At 49.5% G+C, this 16,996-nt stretch carries 15 protein-coding genes; 6 read left to right on the plus strand and 9 right to left on the minus strand.

What is annotated here, in order from left to right; all coding sequences use genetic code 11:
* Positions 1 to 3 precede the first annotated feature (3 nt).
* The gene (locus tag KGF65_RS10615) at positions 4 to 1,005 is read left to right on the plus strand and encodes an iron ABC transporter permease (protein WP_213472206.1); all 1,002 of its coding nucleotides are present in this window, start codon (positions 4 to 6) and stop codon (positions 1,003 to 1,005) included.
* Complete coding sequence (locus KGF65_RS10620) at positions 1,002 to 1,772, plus strand: ABC transporter ATP-binding protein (protein WP_105924379.1); 771 nt, start codon at positions 1,002 to 1,004, stop codon at positions 1,770 to 1,772. The genes KGF65_RS10615 and KGF65_RS10620 overlap by 4 nt, the downstream gene beginning before the upstream one ends.
* A 337-nt stretch (positions 1,773 to 2,109) precedes the next feature.
* Here KGF65_RS10620 and KGF65_RS10625 read toward each other — a convergent pair whose 3' ends face one another.
* The 6 genes from KGF65_RS10625 to sufC are packed head-to-tail and all read right to left on the minus strand — an operon-like array spanning position 2,110 to position 8,391.
* Positions 2,110 to 3,177: an ABC transporter substrate-binding protein gene (locus KGF65_RS10625; RefSeq protein WP_216748453.1), complete on the minus strand. Its 1,068-nt coding sequence runs from the start codon at positions 3,175 to 3,177 to the stop codon at positions 2,110 to 2,112.
* A 22-nt stretch (positions 3,178 to 3,199) separates the two neighbouring features.
* Positions 3,200 to 4,606, minus strand: a complete 1,407-nt coding sequence (sufB, locus tag KGF65_RS10630) for a Fe-S cluster assembly protein SufB (protein WP_003638487.1) — start codon at positions 4,604 to 4,606, stop codon at positions 3,200 to 3,202.
* Positions 4,603 to 5,070 carry a Fe-S cluster assembly sulfur transfer protein SufU gene (gene sufU / locus KGF65_RS10635; RefSeq protein WP_003638486.1) on the minus strand — a complete coding sequence of 156 codons (468 nt, stop codon included), beginning with the start codon at positions 5,068 to 5,070 and terminating at the stop codon, positions 4,603 to 4,605. The genes sufB and sufU overlap by 4 nt, the downstream gene beginning before the upstream one ends.
* A complete protein-coding gene (locus KGF65_RS10640; RefSeq protein WP_105924377.1) occupies positions 5,057 to 6,295 on the minus strand; it encodes a cysteine desulfurase in 1,239 nt (412 codons plus the stop codon). Before KGF65_RS10640 ends, sufU begins: the two co-directional genes overlap by 14 nt.
* Positions 6,279 to 7,580 (minus strand): Fe-S cluster assembly protein SufD, encoded by a 1,302-nt coding sequence (gene sufD / locus KGF65_RS10645; RefSeq protein ID WP_216748454.1) that lies wholly within the window; start codon positions 7,578 to 7,580, stop codon positions 6,279 to 6,281. Before sufD ends, KGF65_RS10640 begins: the two co-directional genes overlap by 17 nt.
* A gap of 13 nt (positions 7,581 to 7,593) precedes the next feature.
* Positions 7,594 to 8,391, minus strand: a complete 798-nt coding sequence (sufC, locus tag KGF65_RS10650) for a Fe-S cluster assembly ATPase SufC (RefSeq protein WP_216748455.1) — start codon at positions 8,389 to 8,391, stop codon at positions 7,594 to 7,596.
* Positions 8,392 to 8,645: 254 nt separating this feature from the next.
* On the opposite strand from sufC, the gene KGF65_RS10655 reads away from it, so the two are divergent.
* The 3 genes from KGF65_RS10655 to KGF65_RS10665 all read left to right on the plus strand — a co-directional run bounded on the left by KGF65_RS10655 (position 8,646) and on the right by KGF65_RS10665 (position 11,220).
* Positions 8,646 to 8,867, plus strand: coding sequence for a FeoA family protein (locus tag KGF65_RS10655; RefSeq protein WP_003638482.1), 222 nt, complete (start codon positions 8,646 to 8,648; stop codon positions 8,865 to 8,867).
* A gap of 1 nt (position 8,868) precedes the next feature.
* Positions 8,869 to 10,857 carry a ferrous iron transport protein B gene (gene feoB / locus KGF65_RS10660; RefSeq protein WP_105921943.1) on the plus strand — a complete coding sequence of 663 codons (1,989 nt, stop codon included), beginning with the start codon at positions 8,869 to 8,871 and terminating at the stop codon, positions 10,855 to 10,857.
* A gap of 198 nt (positions 10,858 to 11,055) precedes the next feature.
* Positions 11,056 to 11,220, plus strand: a complete 165-nt coding sequence (locus KGF65_RS10665) for a FeoB-associated Cys-rich membrane protein (protein WP_003638480.1) — start codon at positions 11,056 to 11,058, stop codon at positions 11,218 to 11,220.
* A 142-nt stretch (positions 11,221 to 11,362) separates the two neighbouring features.
* Here KGF65_RS10665 and murC read toward each other — a convergent pair whose 3' ends face one another.
* From murC to ytpR, 3 genes are read right to left on the minus strand one after another with little or no spacing between them, the layout of a single operon-like run.
* On the minus strand, positions 11,363 to 12,673 hold the full coding sequence (murC, locus tag KGF65_RS10670) for a UDP-N-acetylmuramate--L-alanine ligase (protein ID WP_105921945.1): 1,311 nt from the start codon (positions 12,671 to 12,673) through the stop codon (positions 11,363 to 11,365).
* Positions 12,674 to 12,733: 60 nt separating this feature from the next.
* Positions 12,734 to 15,829: a DNA translocase FtsK gene (locus KGF65_RS10675; RefSeq protein WP_216748456.1), complete on the minus strand. Its 3,096-nt coding sequence runs from the start codon at positions 15,827 to 15,829 to the stop codon at positions 12,734 to 12,736.
* Between the two features lie 33 nt (positions 15,830 to 15,862).
* Positions 15,863 to 16,504, minus strand: coding sequence for a YtpR family tRNA-binding protein (gene ytpR, locus KGF65_RS10680; protein WP_050340046.1), 642 nt, complete (start codon positions 16,502 to 16,504; stop codon positions 15,863 to 15,865).
* Between the two features lie 167 nt (positions 16,505 to 16,671).
* Here ytpR and KGF65_RS10685 point away from each other — a divergent pair, with 167 nt between their 5' ends.
* Positions 16,672 to 16,995 (plus strand): PepSY domain-containing protein, encoded by a 324-nt coding sequence (locus tag KGF65_RS10685; protein WP_003638476.1) that lies wholly within the window; start codon positions 16,672 to 16,674, stop codon positions 16,993 to 16,995.
* The last annotated feature ends 1 nt before the right edge of the window (position 16,996 follow it).

A 16,996-nucleotide genomic window follows, 5' to 3' on the forward strand; every position in this document is an offset into this window, starting at 1 on the left:
CTAATGGTTAAAACTCGTACGCGTGGTTACGGTATTTTGATGCTCGCACTGGTGACGTTACTCGTCCTGATGTTCGTTGCACTCTGCCTGGGACGCTATCAATTGAGCCTACAAGAACTAACCGCTACCTTAACGGGACAAGCTACCGTTAGTCCAGTCATTCACAATATTGTATTCAGTCTCCGTTTGCCCCGGATTTTAGCAGCCGTCGCAATTGGCGCCGCCTTGGCGATCTCTGGGACGGCCTACCAAAGTATCTTTCAAAATCCACTGGTCTCGCCCGACCTGCTCGGTGTCTCAAATGGGGCCGCAGTGGGGGCCGCCCTCGCAATTTTACTGGGTTGGCACACGGTCGGCACACAACTATTGGCGTTCGTCCTCGGACTCGTGGCCGTATTACTCAGTGTCGGCATTCCACGGCTGATTCATCAGTCGAGCACTTTGGCATTGGTCTTAGCCGGCATCGTGATCAGCGGACTGATGCAAGCAATTTTAGGCTTGCTCAAATATCTGGCTGACCCTGATTCGCAGTTACAAGACATCGTCTACTGGCAACTTGGAAGTCTAGCAAAAGTCAATCTTGGCAGTCTTGGTGCCGTTCTACCGCTATTTATTATCGGCATGCTCATTTTACTGATCATGCGCTGGCGACTGACGGTATTGGCGTTGGGCAATCAAGTCGCACTGGCCCAAGGGATCAACGTTCGTTTGGAACGTGGCCTAGTCATCCTGAGCGCAACGATGCTGACAGCCAGCGCAGTTTGTTTGAGCGGAACGATTGGCTGGATTGGCTTGATTGTCCCCCACATGGCACGCATCGTGATTGGTGAAAACACCAAATGGTCCCTACCACTGGCTGGATTGATTGGCGCCATCTTTTTGTTAGTCGTCGACACGCTCGCCCGGACGCTGTCTGCTGGCGAGATTCCGCTCAGCATTTTGACTGGTTTTATCGGCACCCCGATTTTTATTGCAATCTTACTTTCAAAGAAGGTGGCCCTATGACCGCACTATTATCTGGCAAACACCTGGCCTTCCACTATGGCCAACAGCCCGACTTGTTCACTGATTTGAACCTCGAACTGGCTCGTGGTCAAGTCTTGACGTTACTTGGACCCAACGGCATCGGCAAATCCACACTTTTGAAATGTCTGTTGGGCCTATTGACGCCGACAGCCGGCCAACTTGAACTCGATGGCCAACCACTAGCGGCACTCACACCCAAACAACGCGCACAAATCATCGCGTACGTCCCGCAGACCATTCCAGTCACGACTAGTCTGAGTGTGCGCGACTATTTACTAACGGGTCGGACGCCATACCTAAATTTCGCGCAATCTCCGGGCGCCGCTGATGAAGAATTAGCGAACGAAGTCTTGGCCCAACTTCACTTGACTGCCTTAACGGACCGCGCCATCAATACCTTGAGTGGTGGGCAAGCTCAGCTGGTCACGATTGCCCGCGCGTTAGTCCAACAACCACAACTGATCATTTTGGACGAACCGACCGCCGCCTTGGATTTTGGACGTCAGCAACAGATTTTACAACTGGTACAACAGCTTGCTGCATCTGGCATTGCGGTGATTTTAACGACCCACAATCCCAACCATGCTCTGATTTTGAAGCAGCACGTCGGCTTGTTTGGCGCGCACGGTGACTTTCGGACGGGTGGCGTCGAACTATTGACCGAAGAACGGCTGCAAGCCACCTACCAGACCAAACTACACCTGTTGTACGTCCCTGAGCTTGGACGAATGATTTGTGAATTTTAACGATTTGCTGGTTAGTGAGCAGTGGCAAGAGAAGACTCGGCAATGCTGACCGTGTTCACATTAAGCATTTGGCCGCCGACCCTCACCACTCGATTTTTCAAGGCGACTGGTCGTAAATTAACCGCAACAGGTCACTTAATCGTTTGCTCGCCAGTTAAATTCAACTTATCGCCAACAGAGCAGCGCCCGACACCGTACCACTCATCAGGCTACCGCGACCAGCGTTCGAAATTCAAAACGCAAATAACCGTACACCCGAAAAAAGCTAAGCGAACCAACCACGAGAAGGCTCTCGTCAGTTGGTTCGCTTAGCTTTTTCATTGTGCGCCCGATTTATTTACTTAGGCGTCGATGCCCCACTCAACAGTCGGTTGGTCTGGGCGGTACTCAATTGATAATGATAAAATTCCTGATAAAAGGCCTTCGTTTTGGCGACCATATCCAGTTGTTTAAACTGAGCTGGATGTAGTTTTTGTGCGGCCCACAAGACTTGCAAGGCTTCCTCCGCGCTATAGCGATCCCACGGGAAGGTTCCCTGCGGATTACCATACACGTGATTAGTCTTGACCGCCTTGAGCTTACTCAAGACCGCGTTCTTCTTCAGCGCAGCTCGAGCTTGAGCGGTGGTGGCACTACCGACGATAATCACGTCTGGATTCGACTTCGCCAGGGTCTCCGTTGTGACGGAAATCATATTGCCGGATTGCTTCAAGGCGTTCTGACCCCCGGCAGCTTTGATCCATTCATCGACGATCGTGCCGGTTCCATCGACCTGATTCAGGTTAGTCGCGTTCACAAAATGCAACACTTTTGGTTTGGTCGTCACGCCTTTCAGCTGCCGCTTAACGTATGCCAAGTTGCCATTCAGTATGCGTTGATAGCGTTTCGCCACTTTAGGTGCCTGGCCACCGAGGACTTGTGCCGTCAGATTGACCGACCGCCGCAGCCCAGCAAACGTCTGATACATCGCGTTGACCGTGGGCACCTTGGTCTTCTTAGCCTGCTTGGTTTGGGCCGGGTCCGCCGCAATCACGACATCCGGCTTAGTCTTCAGGAGTTCCTCGGACTGCAAGTCGTCGCCCGCAAACGGTGCGGTGACTTTGCTGATGCTGGGATCAATCGTCTTGAACCACGGCGACTGCTTGATCATCTGAGTCGTCGCGACTAGCTTCTTCTGACCACCGAGTAACAAGACCACCTGGTTATTGGCGTGCCATAAATCCGCGACCCGCGTGACTTTAGCCGGTAACTGAACCCGTTTACCACTCATATCGGTGACCGTGCGCGTCGTTGAAGAAGCCGCGGCCGTCGATTTAGCTGGTTTCGTCTGAGACTGACAACCCGCAGCGACACTGATTCCGAAAACGAGCGCCAGTCCCAGTAAAATTCGTTGTGTTTTCTTCATATGCCTACTCCAAATAACCGAATTAACCGATTGAACCTTCCATTTCAAAACTAATCAACCGGTTCAACTCGACCGCGTATTCCATTGGCAACTGCTTGGTAAATGGTTCAACGAAGCCCATGATGATCATTTCAGTGGCCTTAGCTTCTGAAATCCCACGACTCATCAAGTAATAGAGCTGCTCTTCCGAAATCTTCGAAACTTTGGCTTCGTGTTCCATGGCAACGTTGGCACTATCAATTTCGTTATACGGAATCGTGTTCGATGAGGATTGGTCATCCATAATGATCGTGTCACATTCCACGTGGGCCTTGGAGCCGTCAGAATGTTTGGCAAACCGCACCGTCCCACGGTAATCAGTCGCCCCGCCAGTCTTGGCAATCGATTTGGAAACGATCGAACTGGACGTGTTCTTGGCGTTGTGGATCATCCGCGCCCCAGAATCTTGGTGAATCCCGTTGCTAGCGACCGCAATCGACAACATCGTGCCGCGCGCACCTTCACCGTTCAAATAAACGCTCGGGTACTTCATCGTGACTTTAGAACCTAAGTTACCGTCGACCCATTCCATCGTCGCGTTTTCAGCGGCCGCAGCCCGTTTGGTTTCCAAACTGTACACGTTATCCGACCAATTTTGAATCGTCGTATAGCGGCAATAAGCGTTGGGTTCAACGTTGACTTCCACGACGGCGGCATGCAAACTATCTGATGAATAGTTAGGCGCGGTACACCCTTCAACGTAATCCACACTGGCGCCGTCTTCCACGATAATCAAGGTCCGTTCAAATTGACCGGAGTTTTCGGCGTTTAAGCGGAAGTAGGATTGAATTGGCGTCTTGGTCTGTACACCCTTCGGCACGTAAATAAATGAGCCCCCGGACCAAACGGCAGCATTTAGGGCCGCAAACTTGTTATCGGTTGGCTTAACGAGCTTGCCGAACCACTTTTTGAAGAGTTCTGGATAGTCGTGTAAGGCCGTATCGGTATCCGTAAAAATGATGCCAAGCTTTTCGAAATCTTGACGCATGTTGTGATAAACCACTTCGGATTCGTATTGTGCGGATGAACCGGCCAAATATTTACGTTCAGCTTCCGGCACACCCAGCCGGTCAAATGTCCGTTTCAAGTCAGCAGGCACTTCATCCCAGTCACGGAACTTCTTGTCCGTCATCTTCTGGTAGTACAACATGTCCTTCAAATCCAGCTTGGTCAAATCAGGACCAAACTTTGGCATCGGCATCTTCAAATATTCATGATAAGCGTTTAGCCGATAATCTAGCATCCATTGTGGTTCGTGCTTGGCCGCTGAGATCTCGCGCACCGTCTCCTCTGTTAGGCCACGGCCAGTCGAATAAGCTGGCTGCACATCATCATGGAACCCATATTCATAATCACGGTCATTTTTGACCACGTCAGGTACTTCACTCATACTTCTGATTCCTCCTCTTTGCCATTTTCAGCGAGCAATGCGCGTTGCAAGGCCCACCAAGCTAGCGTGGCACATTTGATACGTGCCGGAAATTGCATAATATTTGATAAAATGGCGGCATCTTCTAAGGCGTCGATATCCGCTTGTGAATGCTGCTTGCCGATTGCCATGTCCGAAAATGTCTTCGCCATTGCCAAGGCCTGTTCCTTCGACTTACCCATCACGGCATCGGTCATCATACTGGCGGATGCTTGGCTGATCGTACAACCTTCCCCGGTAAAGCCGATGTCTTCAATTTTATCCGTATCATCTAATTGAATCGATAAGTTGATCACATCGCCACAGGTCGGGTTCTTTAAGGTAATCGCGTGCGTCGCATTTGGGAGCGCATTTTTATGATGCGGATGATCACCGTGATCGAGAATCACTTCACGATACAAGCCGCTTAATTTAGACAGTCCCATGTTTGAAAAACTCCTTTGTTGCTTGGAGTGATGTTAATAGTTGGTCAGCGTCAGCTTGCGTGTTGTATAGGTAAAAACTAGCGCGGGCGGTCGCTACCACCCCGAGTGCTTCCATCAACGGTTGCGCACAGTGATGACCAGCACGAACCGCTACGCCTTCCATATCCAGCGCGGTTGCGGCATCGTGCGGATGTAGCCCATCAATATTGAAGGCAATCACCCCGGTATGCCGTTGTGGATCTTGAGGGCCGTAAACGGTCACGCCCGGCATCGCAATCAGCTTCGGTAATAAGTAATCGACCAACTGCTGCTCATGGGCTTGGACCTGGGCCATGCCAATTGCGTTCAAATAATCGATGGCAGCGCCTAAACCAATCGCACCGGCGATATTTTGCGTCCCAGCCTCAAATTTCCAAGGTAATTCCGCCCACGTACTATTGTCACGATGGACGAAACCAATCATCTCACCGCCATATTGGTACGGTGGCATCGCTTGTAATAGGGCTTCGCGGCCATAAAGCACACCGATACCAGTTGGCCCCATCATTTTATGACCTGAGAAGGCGTAAAAATCAACGTCGAGGTCTTGGACATCGACTGGCATATGCGGCGCAGCCTGGGCCCCGTCCGCAATCATAATGGCGCCATTTGCGTGGGCCAGTTGTGCCAATTCTTTGATTGGATTGACCGTGCCTAACACGTTGCTGGCATGTGTGACTGAGACAATTTTCGTTTTCGGCGTAATCTTTTGTTTTGCATCCGTCAGGTCTAATTCGCCGGTCGGTGTCAACTCGATGTATTTTAAGGTTGCGTGTTTCTTGAGCGCCAACTGCTGCCACGGAATCAAATTGCTGTGATGTTCCATGATTGAAATCACGATTTCATCGCCGGCCTGAATGTTGGCTTCACCATAAGTGCTCGCAATCAAGTTCAAACTATCGGTCGTGCCCTTCGTGAAGACGATCTCATCAGTTTTCGGTGCGTTGATGAACGCTTGAACCTTGGCGCGAGCGGCTTCATATTGTGTCGTCGCCCGTTCAGCTAAAGTATGGACACCGCGGTGCACGTTGGCATTGTCGTGTTGATAAAAATGAACCAGGGCGTCAACCACCTGATTGGGCCGTTGCGCGGTCGCCGCGTTATCGAGGTAGACGAGTCGTTCATCGTTGACTTGCTGATCTAAAATTGGAAAATCTGCGCGATGTTTCTCAAAGTTCGATACCATCTTCAAGCTTCCTTTCAATCGTATTCGTCAGCCGCGTCCGGACCGTCTTCGATGGAATCGCACCAATCACGGTACTCAAGAATCCCCGAATAACGAGTCGCTGGGCTTGGGCCTTGTCGATTCCCCGACTCATCAAGTAGTACATCTGATTCTGGTCGATTTGACCGACACTGGCTGCGTGCCCGGCCAAGACATCGTTTTCATCAATCAACAAGATTGGGTTGGCATCCCCATGGGCATCATCGGACATCATCAACACCCGATTTTCTTGTTCGGCATGGGCGCCAGATGCACCGTGGATAATATGACCGATCCCATTAAAAACCAGATTTGATTTTTCCATGATGACCCCGCGTTGAACGATGTTGCCATCGGTCTTCTTACCGTGATTAGTGACCCGGGTATTGATGCAGACATCTTGCGACTTAGTGGTGACCGTAATGACTTTGGCATCCGACTTGGCGCCTTCACCAATTAGTTCGGAATCAAAATCACCAAAGGTATTGCCATTGTTCATCATCCCAATCGCCCAGTCGACTTTCGCCCCGCGGCTGATTGATGCCCGCCGATTGAGGTAAGCCGTCGTATTGGCACCGAGTTCGTCAAACGCGGAATAGTGCACTTCACTGTCACCACGCGCTAAGATTTCAACGACACAGTTGGCAATGTTAGTCACATCCCCCTTAGTCGTGAGGTGTTGAGTAACGGCAAAGTGGCTGTCCGCTTCCGCCACGATCAGCACGTGGCTGACCAGTGGCTGGGTGCGGGTGCTGTCTTGAATCGTGTTGATTTCAATGGGCGCTTTGATCGTGACACCCTTCGGAACGTAGAGAAAGACCCCCGCATTCAAAAAGGCGGTGTGATAACTAGTCAGGCGGTCTTCATCCGTTTTAACGACTTTGACCATAAAGTGTTTTTCAGTTAATTGCGGATGTTCACGAAAAGCGGTGAACATGTCGGTCAAAATCACGCCTTGTTCGTCGAGTTCATCTGGCAAGTTGACCGTCACCGTTGTCTGACCGACCTGCACGATTTGGATGTGGCCTTCTTCAGCGGTCACGTCGGTTGCCAGCGTCCGGTCTGAGCGACTGAACTTTAAGGGTTGCTCCGTTGGGGTGAGCGGCCAGTCTCGAATGCTGAACCGGTCGGCTTTTGGAACAGCCAAACCCTGCATTGCATCGACAGCGGCTAACCGCCGTTCAACGAGCCAGTGCGGTTCGCCGTGTTCGTTAGCCGCGTCAGCTAACGTTGTTTTGATTGCTTCATAATCAGCAGTTGCTTCCATCGCTTCACACCCCCTAGTCTTCGTCATCAACAAGCTTGACGTCTAAGTTCAAATCATCACGTAATCCAGCGTAACCTTCTTTTTCAAGCGTCTTGGCTAAGTCAGCGCCACCGGTCTTCACGATCCGGCCACCCATCATAACGTGAACAACGTCTGGCACGATGTAGTTCAGTAGTCGTTGATAGTGGGTGATAATCAATGAGCCAAAATTATCGCCGCGCATTGAGTTCACCCCTTTTGAAACCACTTGGAGTGCATCGATATCGAGTCCAGAGTCGATTTCATCAAGTAAGGCGAAGGATGGCTTGATCATCAATAATTGCAAAACTTCGTTCCGTTTCTTTTCACCACCGGAGAAGCCTTCGTTCAGATACCGTTCCGTCATCGATTCACTCATATTTAGTAAGGCCAAATTCTTATCTAACTCTTTTAAGAAGGCCATGACCGAAATTTGATCGTCTTCAGCTCGCCGCGCGTTCATCGCTGCCCGTAAAAATTCGGCGTTCGTGACCCCTTGGATTTCAGCTGGATACTGCATGCCCAAGAAGAGGCCTTTACGTGCCCGTTCATCGACTGGCATGTTGACGATACTTTCACCATTTAATAGGATGTCCCCCTGCGTCACATGGTAAGCTGGTTGTCCCATAATAGTTTGTGATAAAGTGGACTTACCCGTCCCATTTGGGCCCATAATCGCGTGAATTTCACCGGTCTTCATCGATAAATTAACGCCTTTTAGAATTTCACGAGACTTCTGTTGCTCATCATCCGTCACTTCAACGTGTAAATCTTTAACTTCCAAGGTTGCCATGTAAATCATCCTCCACAATTCAATTTATAACGCTAGCCGTTATTCCTTTCGTATATAACGAATCGTTAACAGCTTCAACAAAAATACCGAAAAATCGGGCTTTCTGTATTCTATACCTAAAGTATAACCGTTTTCATTTCAAAAGAAAATAAGGCTTTTCCCCATATTATTAAAAGCCCTTTCATGCTATCATGTAGGTATAATATTTTTGACAAATTATTCACGATAGGAATATTCAGAAAGGACTGAGTCACATGCTAAGTCAATCAGTCACAAGCTCGCAGTTACATATTCAACAATTCACAGGTTTGGATGAGCAAACCGTTCAACGCTTGCACAGTTTAGGACTACACGTTGGCAGCCAACTCGTGCCAGTCCGCTACTACCCGTTCCATGGCCCAGTGATTATTCAAATCGACCAGCAACGTATCGGCATTCGCTATACGGTGTTCCAGACGTTGATTGGAGGCAAGTGACATGACAACCGTCGCACTATTAGGAAATCCGAATACTGGCAAGACCACGCTGTTCAACGAATTGACGGACAAGTACGCGTACGTCGGCAACTGGACGGGCGTCACGGTTGAGAAGAAAATGGGTCGCATTCGTCATTCTGAAGTGGAAGTCGTCGACCTACCCGGCGTTTACTCACTGAATCCGATCACCAAAGACGAGGCCGTGGTGACGAACTACTTACTGCACAATCACCCTGACCTGATTTTAAACGTCACTAACGCCAGTCAGCTCAAACGAAACTTGCTACTATCAATTGAAGTCCTAGAATTCGGTGCCCCGGTGATCATCGCACTCAACATGATCGACGATTTGAAGCGCACCGGCCACTACTATGATTTTAAGACGCTGGCACAACAATTAGGCTGTCAGATCAAAGCGACCAACGCACGTAATAAGGAAGGGTTAACCCAGCTACGTGAAGAATTATTAGCGGCACCGACGCCCGCCGCGAGTCCGCTCAAGCTCAACTATCCGTTCATGATCGAACAGGCGATTCGTCAGGCCAGCAATCAACTCGTGAATGATTACGACTGCACCCCTGACTTTGCGCGGTGGCTCACGATCCAATTCATTAATCAAAACAAACGGATTCGCACGTACGCCAAGCAGTTGGATTTAAAACCACTCCTGAGTCAGGCCGCCTATTACGATGCACAGCAATTTGACGACCAGATTTTTCAAACCCGCCTGACTTTTATCGAGCAGACGTTAGCGAGTGCCAGTCAGAATCTCGCCAGCACTAGTCACGTTGAAATGACGGCCAAAATCGACAAGTGGATCACTCATCCGTTACTCGGACTGCCCGTCTTTGTCGGTATCTTCTACTTGATGTTCAAGCTCTCATTCGATTGGATTGGCACGCCACTGTCAGATTTACTGGATGGCTTCGTTTCAGGGCCGTTATCGACGACGGTCAGCCATTGGTTAACGATTGCCGGTGCGATACCGATTTTACGGTCACTCATCGTCAACGGACTGATTGCCGGCGTTGGTGGTGTCTTAGTCTTCATTCCACAAATTTTCGTTTTGTTCGCATGTATCTCGATTTTGGAAGATTCTGGCTACATGGCGCGGGCCGCACTAGTCACCGACCGTTTGATGCAGATGATTGGGTTAAATGGGAAGGCTTTTATCCCACTGATCATTGGCTTTGGCTGCAACGTGACCGGAATCATGGCAGCGCGGACGATTGAACAGCCCAAGGAACGGTTGATCACCACGTTGATTTCACCGTTTATGAGCTGTTCGGCCCGTCTTCCGATTTATAGTCTGTTCGTCGCCGCGTTCTTCCCGAGTAACCAAGCGCTGATCGTCTTATCGATTTACTTTCTCGGTATCGCGGTGGCACTCGCGATGGCGAAGTTCTACCAAGTCATTTTCAACGTCGACGATAGTTCAGTCTTCATCGTTGAACTTCCGCAGTACCACATTCCACGCGCCGACATCATCTGGCGTGGCACCTGGGATAAGGGCAAGGGCTTCATCAAAAAAGCCGGGACCATTATTTTTGCCGGGACCGTCTTGATTTGGTTGCTCTCTTCATTTGGGACCAGCGGCTTAGTCAACGATATCGACCGCAGCTTTGCAGCCACACTGGGTAAAACCTTGCTGCCGCTGTTCGCACCACTTGGCGTCACTGCCTGGCAAGTGATCTCCGCACTATTCACCGGGATTCTCGCCAAAGAAGTCATCAGTTCCAGCATGATGGTGATGTTCCACAGTGCCAATCAAGCTGGGTTGATTGCGATGATGGGGCGCTTTTTCACCCCACTATCCGCCTACGCGATGCTGGTCTTTATCCTACTGTACGTGCCCTGCTTTGCAACGATTGGGACGATCAAGTCCGAGACCGGTTCCACAAAATGGGCCGTCTACTCGGTATTCTCGAGCCTCGCAATTGCGTATGGCTTAGCCTTCATTATTTATCAAGTCGGCAGTTTGTTTATTTAACGTTATGGATGACTGGGTAGGTTGACTGATGGCCAACTGATGCGCTCCCTGATTCGACTCTCGGAGCCGGCTACCATCGAACTTTAGAAACGACCTGCTCCACTTGTAACTGATGACAAATTAGCCAACACAACCCACTGAACTTAGTATTTATGATGACCACACTTACCAACCAAATCTCAAAGGAGTCTGATTCAAATGGCATTATTGATTAATATTTTGATTATTGCACTGATTATTGGCGCAGCCGGCTATCAAATCGTCCGGGTCGTCAAGCGGGCTAAGAAAGGCAAGTGCGCAGCTTGTGATTATGACTGTGAGGCCAAGAAGATGCTCAATAAGGCGCAGAAACAGCATGGTTAATGTTGTTGCATTAGCCAGCCGCTAGATTTAAATAGCACCAAAAAAGTCGCCATCGATATCGTTTGAATGTTGGTGGCGACTTTTTAGTCTCGTCGCATAAAGAAAAGCGCCCCGCAAAAGAGCGGAGCGCTTTAAATTATCTCTATTTCATTTGATCTTCATAAATCTTTTCATACTTCTGAATGTCACCGGCACCCATAAAGACTGCAACAGCATTATGGTAAGCCGTCAATGCAGACATATCATCAGTCGTAATGATCTCACCGCCATTTGGCAACTTGGCAGCTAAATCCTTCGATGACACATCGCCAGATTTTTCACGGGCTGAACTGAAAATGTTCGTTAAGAAGACGTGATCAGCCATACTTAAGCTCTTGGCGAACCCGTCCATCAAAGCCTTAGTCCGTGAGAACGTATGTGGTTGGAACACGGCCAAAATTTCCTTATCCGGGTACTTTTGGCGTGCGGCATCCAGCGTCGCTTTGATTTCAGATGGATGATGCGCATAGTCGTCAATCATGACCATATCGCCGACTTGATGTTCGGAGAAGCGCCGTTTAACCCCACTGAAGTCCAATAATTCGCGCCGAATTTCGTCTAAGTTGACCTTTTCAAAGTAAGCCACCGCAATAACAGCTGTACTATTCAGAACATTATGTTCACCGAACAATGGAATTTCGAACTCACCCAATGATTCGTCATGGTACTTGACTTCAAATGAAGACCCCTTCGTCGTCCGTTGAATATTGACGGCCTGGAAATCATCGCGATCACTAGTCCCGTAATAGTAAATTGGTGTGTCAACGTTCAAATTACGCAGGCTTTCATCGTCACCCCAGGCAAAAATGCCCTTCTTAACTTGATTACCAAATTGTTGGAAAGCAGATTGAACGTCGGCCAAATCCTTGTAATAGTCTGGATGGTCAAAATCGACGTTGGTCATGATCGCATAATCGGGATGGTAAGCCACAAAGTGCCGGCGATATTCATCCGCTTCAAAGACGAAGAAGCGGGCATCTGGCGTGCCTTTACCCGTCCCATCACCAATCAAGTAACTCGTTGGTGCAATGTGACTCAAAACGTGTGAAAGCAAGCCAGTCGTTGAGGTCTTACCGTGTGTGCCGGCAACCCCAATACTCGTGAAGCCTTCCATCAATTTACCCAAGAATTCATGGTAACGGTAGACTGGTAAGCCCATCTCCCGGGCCTTCTTGATTTCAGGATGGTCATCCGTAAAGGAATTCCCAGCAATCACCGTCAAACCTTCATGAATATTTTCCTCTGAGAATGGCAACATTTTGATACCGGCTGCGGCTAAGCCCTTTTGGGTAAACGTATATTGCTCGATATCAGAGCCTTCCACTTGATAACCCTTATCGTGCAAAATTAACGCTAACGAGCTCATCCCAGAACCCTTGATCCCAACAAAATAGTAAACCGTCGTTTTATCCATTATGAAATAATCTCCCATATTCACAATTCATCAATCATCCGGTGAATCGTTTATTTTTAATTATGAATTGGCTTGTAATTTAGTTAAATCATCCGCAGTAAAGTAGACATCCCGTGGTTTGGATCCTTTGGCCGCTGAAACGTAGCCGCGGTTCTCCAAATCATCGATAATGTTGGCCGCGCGGTTGTAGCCGATTGAGAAGTTCCGTTGCAACTTGGACGTCGACATCGTGTCTTCATTGGCAATATAGGCCAAGGCTTCTGGCATCAAGTCGTCCTCATTACGAGCCGCCTCCTCGTGTTTCAACAAACTATCCGGCTGAAACTCGTAGTGTGGCGCGGCTTGGTCGCGAACAAACTGAGTAATCGAATCAATTTCGCTATCCACGAAGGTTCCTTGCAAGCGAACGGCGTTACTTTGACCATTACCGAGGTACAGCATGTCCCCACGGCCAAGCAAGCGTTCAGCGCCACTACTATCCAGAATCGTCCGCGAGTCAATTTGACTCGCAACCATGAAGGCGACCCGGGTCGGAATGTTGTTCTTGATCAACCCAGTCACCACGTCGACACTCGGCCGTTGGGTGGCAACCAGCAAATGAATCCCGGCTGCCCGGGCCTTCTGCGTGATTCGCGCAATGTAATCTTGCACTTCACTCGACGCGACCATCATCAAGTCTGCTAATTCGTCGATGACGATCACGATGTACGGCATTTTCAAGCCAGGTTCATGATGTTCTTCGGCCAGCTGATTAAACTGCTCAATATTGCGCGCCCCACCCGCTGCCAGCTTATCATACCGATTATCCATTTCATCGACGACCCATTTAAGGGCGGCCGAAGCGGCTTTCGGTTCTGAGATAACTGGTGCTAGTAAGTGCGGAATTTCATTGTACGGTGCCAATTCCACGGCCTTCGGGTCAATTAACAATAGCTTGACCTGTTGCGGGTTGGCCTTGTACAAAATCGAAACTAAAATACTGTTGATGAAGACTGATTTACCGGAGCCCGTAGCCCCCGCAATCAACCCATGCGGCATCTTACGTAAATCGGTCACTTGTGGTTTGCCGAATAAATCAACACCGAGTGCGACTGTCAATGGGGATTTGGACTGCCGGAACTTATCCGTATCCAGTACCTCTGACAGCATGACTGGCCGTGACTTCATGTTTGGAATTTCAATGCCGACCGTGTTACGGCCAGGAATTGGCGCTTCGATTCGGATGTCCTTCGCCGCTAAGGCCAACTTCAAATCATCATTTAAGTTAGTAATCTTGCTGACTTTGACACCGCGCGCGAGCTTGACCTGGAACTGCGTCACGGTCGGACCGATCGTCCAGTCGACCACGTTGGCATTGACGCCAAACGCATCCAGCGATTCATCTAAAGCACTGGCTTTTTGTTCGATCCAATCATCCATTTCAGATTCATTCGGCACGATTGGCGCCTTCAACAGGTTCAATGGTGGCAAATGGTACGCCGCCAGCTCTTTATCTTCCAACACTGGCGCTGCCGATTCACCACTGTGCACTAATTCCGGCTGGTCTTCATCAGAAGTCTGTTCAACAGTGGCATGTGGCGTCGGCGCCGTTACCGCAGAAGTTGCCGCGGTTGACGGCGCTGGCCGGTTCCCCGTCGTGGTGTCAGCGTGACTTTGATGAACAGACGTTGCGGAAGTCGTCGCGGATGCGGTTGTTGAAACTGGCGTCACGGCCGTACTCGATGCGGGCCGCATACCGACTGGCTGATACAGCTCATCTGGTTGTGGCGCCTGCGAACGAGGAGCTGTTGACGCTCCCCCACTCCCGTTATTGTGCGGGGTAGAATCTGTAGCGTGTGACCCGACTGCCACATCTGATGTCGATTGCGCTTGTCCATTAAAATCATCGGATTCATCGGACGCTTCGGAACCAACTGGTACATCTGAATATTCTGTTACTTCTGACGAATGTTGGTCAGTCACTTCAGACTCCTGTGTTGCAGAATCTGTGGCAGCTGACAGGAGGCGGTCTGCGTCTGAAGTTTTGGCAGCTGAAGATACCGGTGCCGCTGCTTCTGAAGTCGTTGCCGGCTGGTCCTTAAACAGTGCCAAATCAGCCTGTGCACCGTGCTCCGCAGTCATAATATCTCCGAGGGACAGTCCTAAGCCATGGGCGGGTTTAGCCGCCGCACTTTCGCTTCCCGCATCCGTTGTCGAATCAGCTGATTGGGCATTAACTTGGGCTGCTGACGCTGCTAGTTCAGGACCACTCGGTTCAAACACTTCTGTTGGCCGTGCGACTTGAGGCTCAGCGACATGCGACTGATTAATCGCCGCTGCTGACGCTGCTAACTCAGGGTCACTCGGCTCGAAGACTTCCGTTGGCCGTGCGACTTGAGGCTCAGCGACATGCGACTGATTAACGGCCGCTGCTGAAGCTGCTAGTTCAGGGTCACTCGGCTCGAAGACTTCCGTTGGCCGTGCGACTTGAGATTCAGCTACACGTGACTGATTAATCGCCGCTGCTGAAGCCGCTAACTCAGGATCACTCGGTTCAAACACCTCAGTTGGCGCTGCGCTCGCAATTGCAACCGTTGCCTGCGATGTAGCTGCAGACTGTTCAGCGGTTGCGGTGGCCTCAGACGCGTTTGCCGAAGTAGCAGCCATCGACTGACGAGTTGGCTCATTAGACATAGCGCTGTCCGCCTTATTTGACGGTGCTTGACTTAATGGCGTTTGGCTGAACGATGACGCACTCGTCTGTGGCGCTTGTAAGTCGACTAGTGGCAAATCGGCCGTCGTCTCGTCTGCAAACAATAGAAACGATTCAGGCCGTTTGTGCAAGCTGGCTTGAATTTCTAAGTAATTACGATCATCGTTATCCTGAATAATGCCCCCATTAGTTAACGCACTGGTCAACTGTGCGGGAACCCGTGATGGATGGAAATCGCCATGTGTGCCGCCATTGAACAGCGTTGTGGTATCCGCACCAGTACTGCTTGAACGGACAGGACTCGCCGCGCGGGCAGGCGTTTCAACGGCACTGGCAGCGCTAGAGGCTGCTTGAGAACTAGCCGACACTGCTGTTGGAGTTGATTGACTGGCCGCTGAATTATTCATTTGTCGTTGATTATATCGATATTTCCGGAAAAATGCCGGGCCATCATAATGGTTCATTTTCAATCATCCTAATTTTTAATGTCTGCAAGTCTAAGCAGTAAATAATGTTTGAGCGCGGTCGAAATCAAAGGCTGCGCCGACTGGTTGATAGTCTGCTGGCAAAATTAAAGCGCCGGGACGTTGTGGCGCGTTTGGCAGTTGTAATTCACGTCCAGAGACGATCATGCCGTTACTCTTAACGCCCCGCAATTCACCAGGCCAAATAATCAAACCGTTTGGCATCATGGCACCGACTTTGGCAACCACAACTAAAATATCCGCCTGCATGTTAGGTGACCCACTGACAATTTGGAGTGGTTCATCAGCACCAACGTCGGTCTTCGTAATTTTTAAATGATCAGATTTGGGATGGGCTTCGGCAGATTGGACGTAGCCGACCACAAATTTAGGATCTGTATCTAAGACTAATTCAGGTTCAAAATCGTTCGTTTGTAATAAATTATTTAATTGATCAACTTGTTCGGCAGTTAAGTGAACTTGACCATTGACATCCAAAGACCCAAGCGTCTTGGAAACGTCAAAAAAATTATAGCCCAAGGTTTCGCCACTGTCAGCGTCACTAATACGCGTGACGTTAGCATGTGTTTCAATCGTCTGGGTGGCCGTATCTGGTCGTAAGATGGTGATTAACGTGTCACCTAATTCGGATGGATTATAACTTGTAATTAACATGTGAAACCCCTTTACTCTCATTTTTAGCGTTCAGATATTATTATAGCGTATTTTACTTAAATCATACTGATTAATTATGACTTTTCTTTGTATTCTCGTCAATCATTGGTATACTAAATTTAAACAAACATTTCCTAGTCAAGTTAGCTGAAAGGAGACGCAGCATCATGAATAAACAATTACAGTATGGCGGCCTGTTAGCGGTTGGGATGGCTGGTATCGCCGGGGGCTTTTCCGTTGGCGGCCTGTTCAAGCGGTTGCGCCGTCCCACCCCTAACCAAATCCTCGGACAAGTGAAACGTGCTTTTCTTAAAGAAGCACCGATTGAAGGCTCATGGATTGAAATGAAAAAATCGCCACTACAAAAATTTGCCTTGCGCACGGATGTCTACTATGGCGGCATTACCCGCTACGAAGACGGCCAGCTGGTGCAATACGAATTTTTAGCGGACGCCAATACGGGCAGTATTTTAGATATTTACCGACTTTAAA

It is taken from the genome of Lactiplantibacillus sp. 30.2.29 (assembly GCF_018991255.1).
GTDB classification, from domain to species: domain Bacteria; phylum Bacillota; class Bacilli; order Lactobacillales; family Lactobacillaceae; genus Lactiplantibacillus; species Lactiplantibacillus pentosus.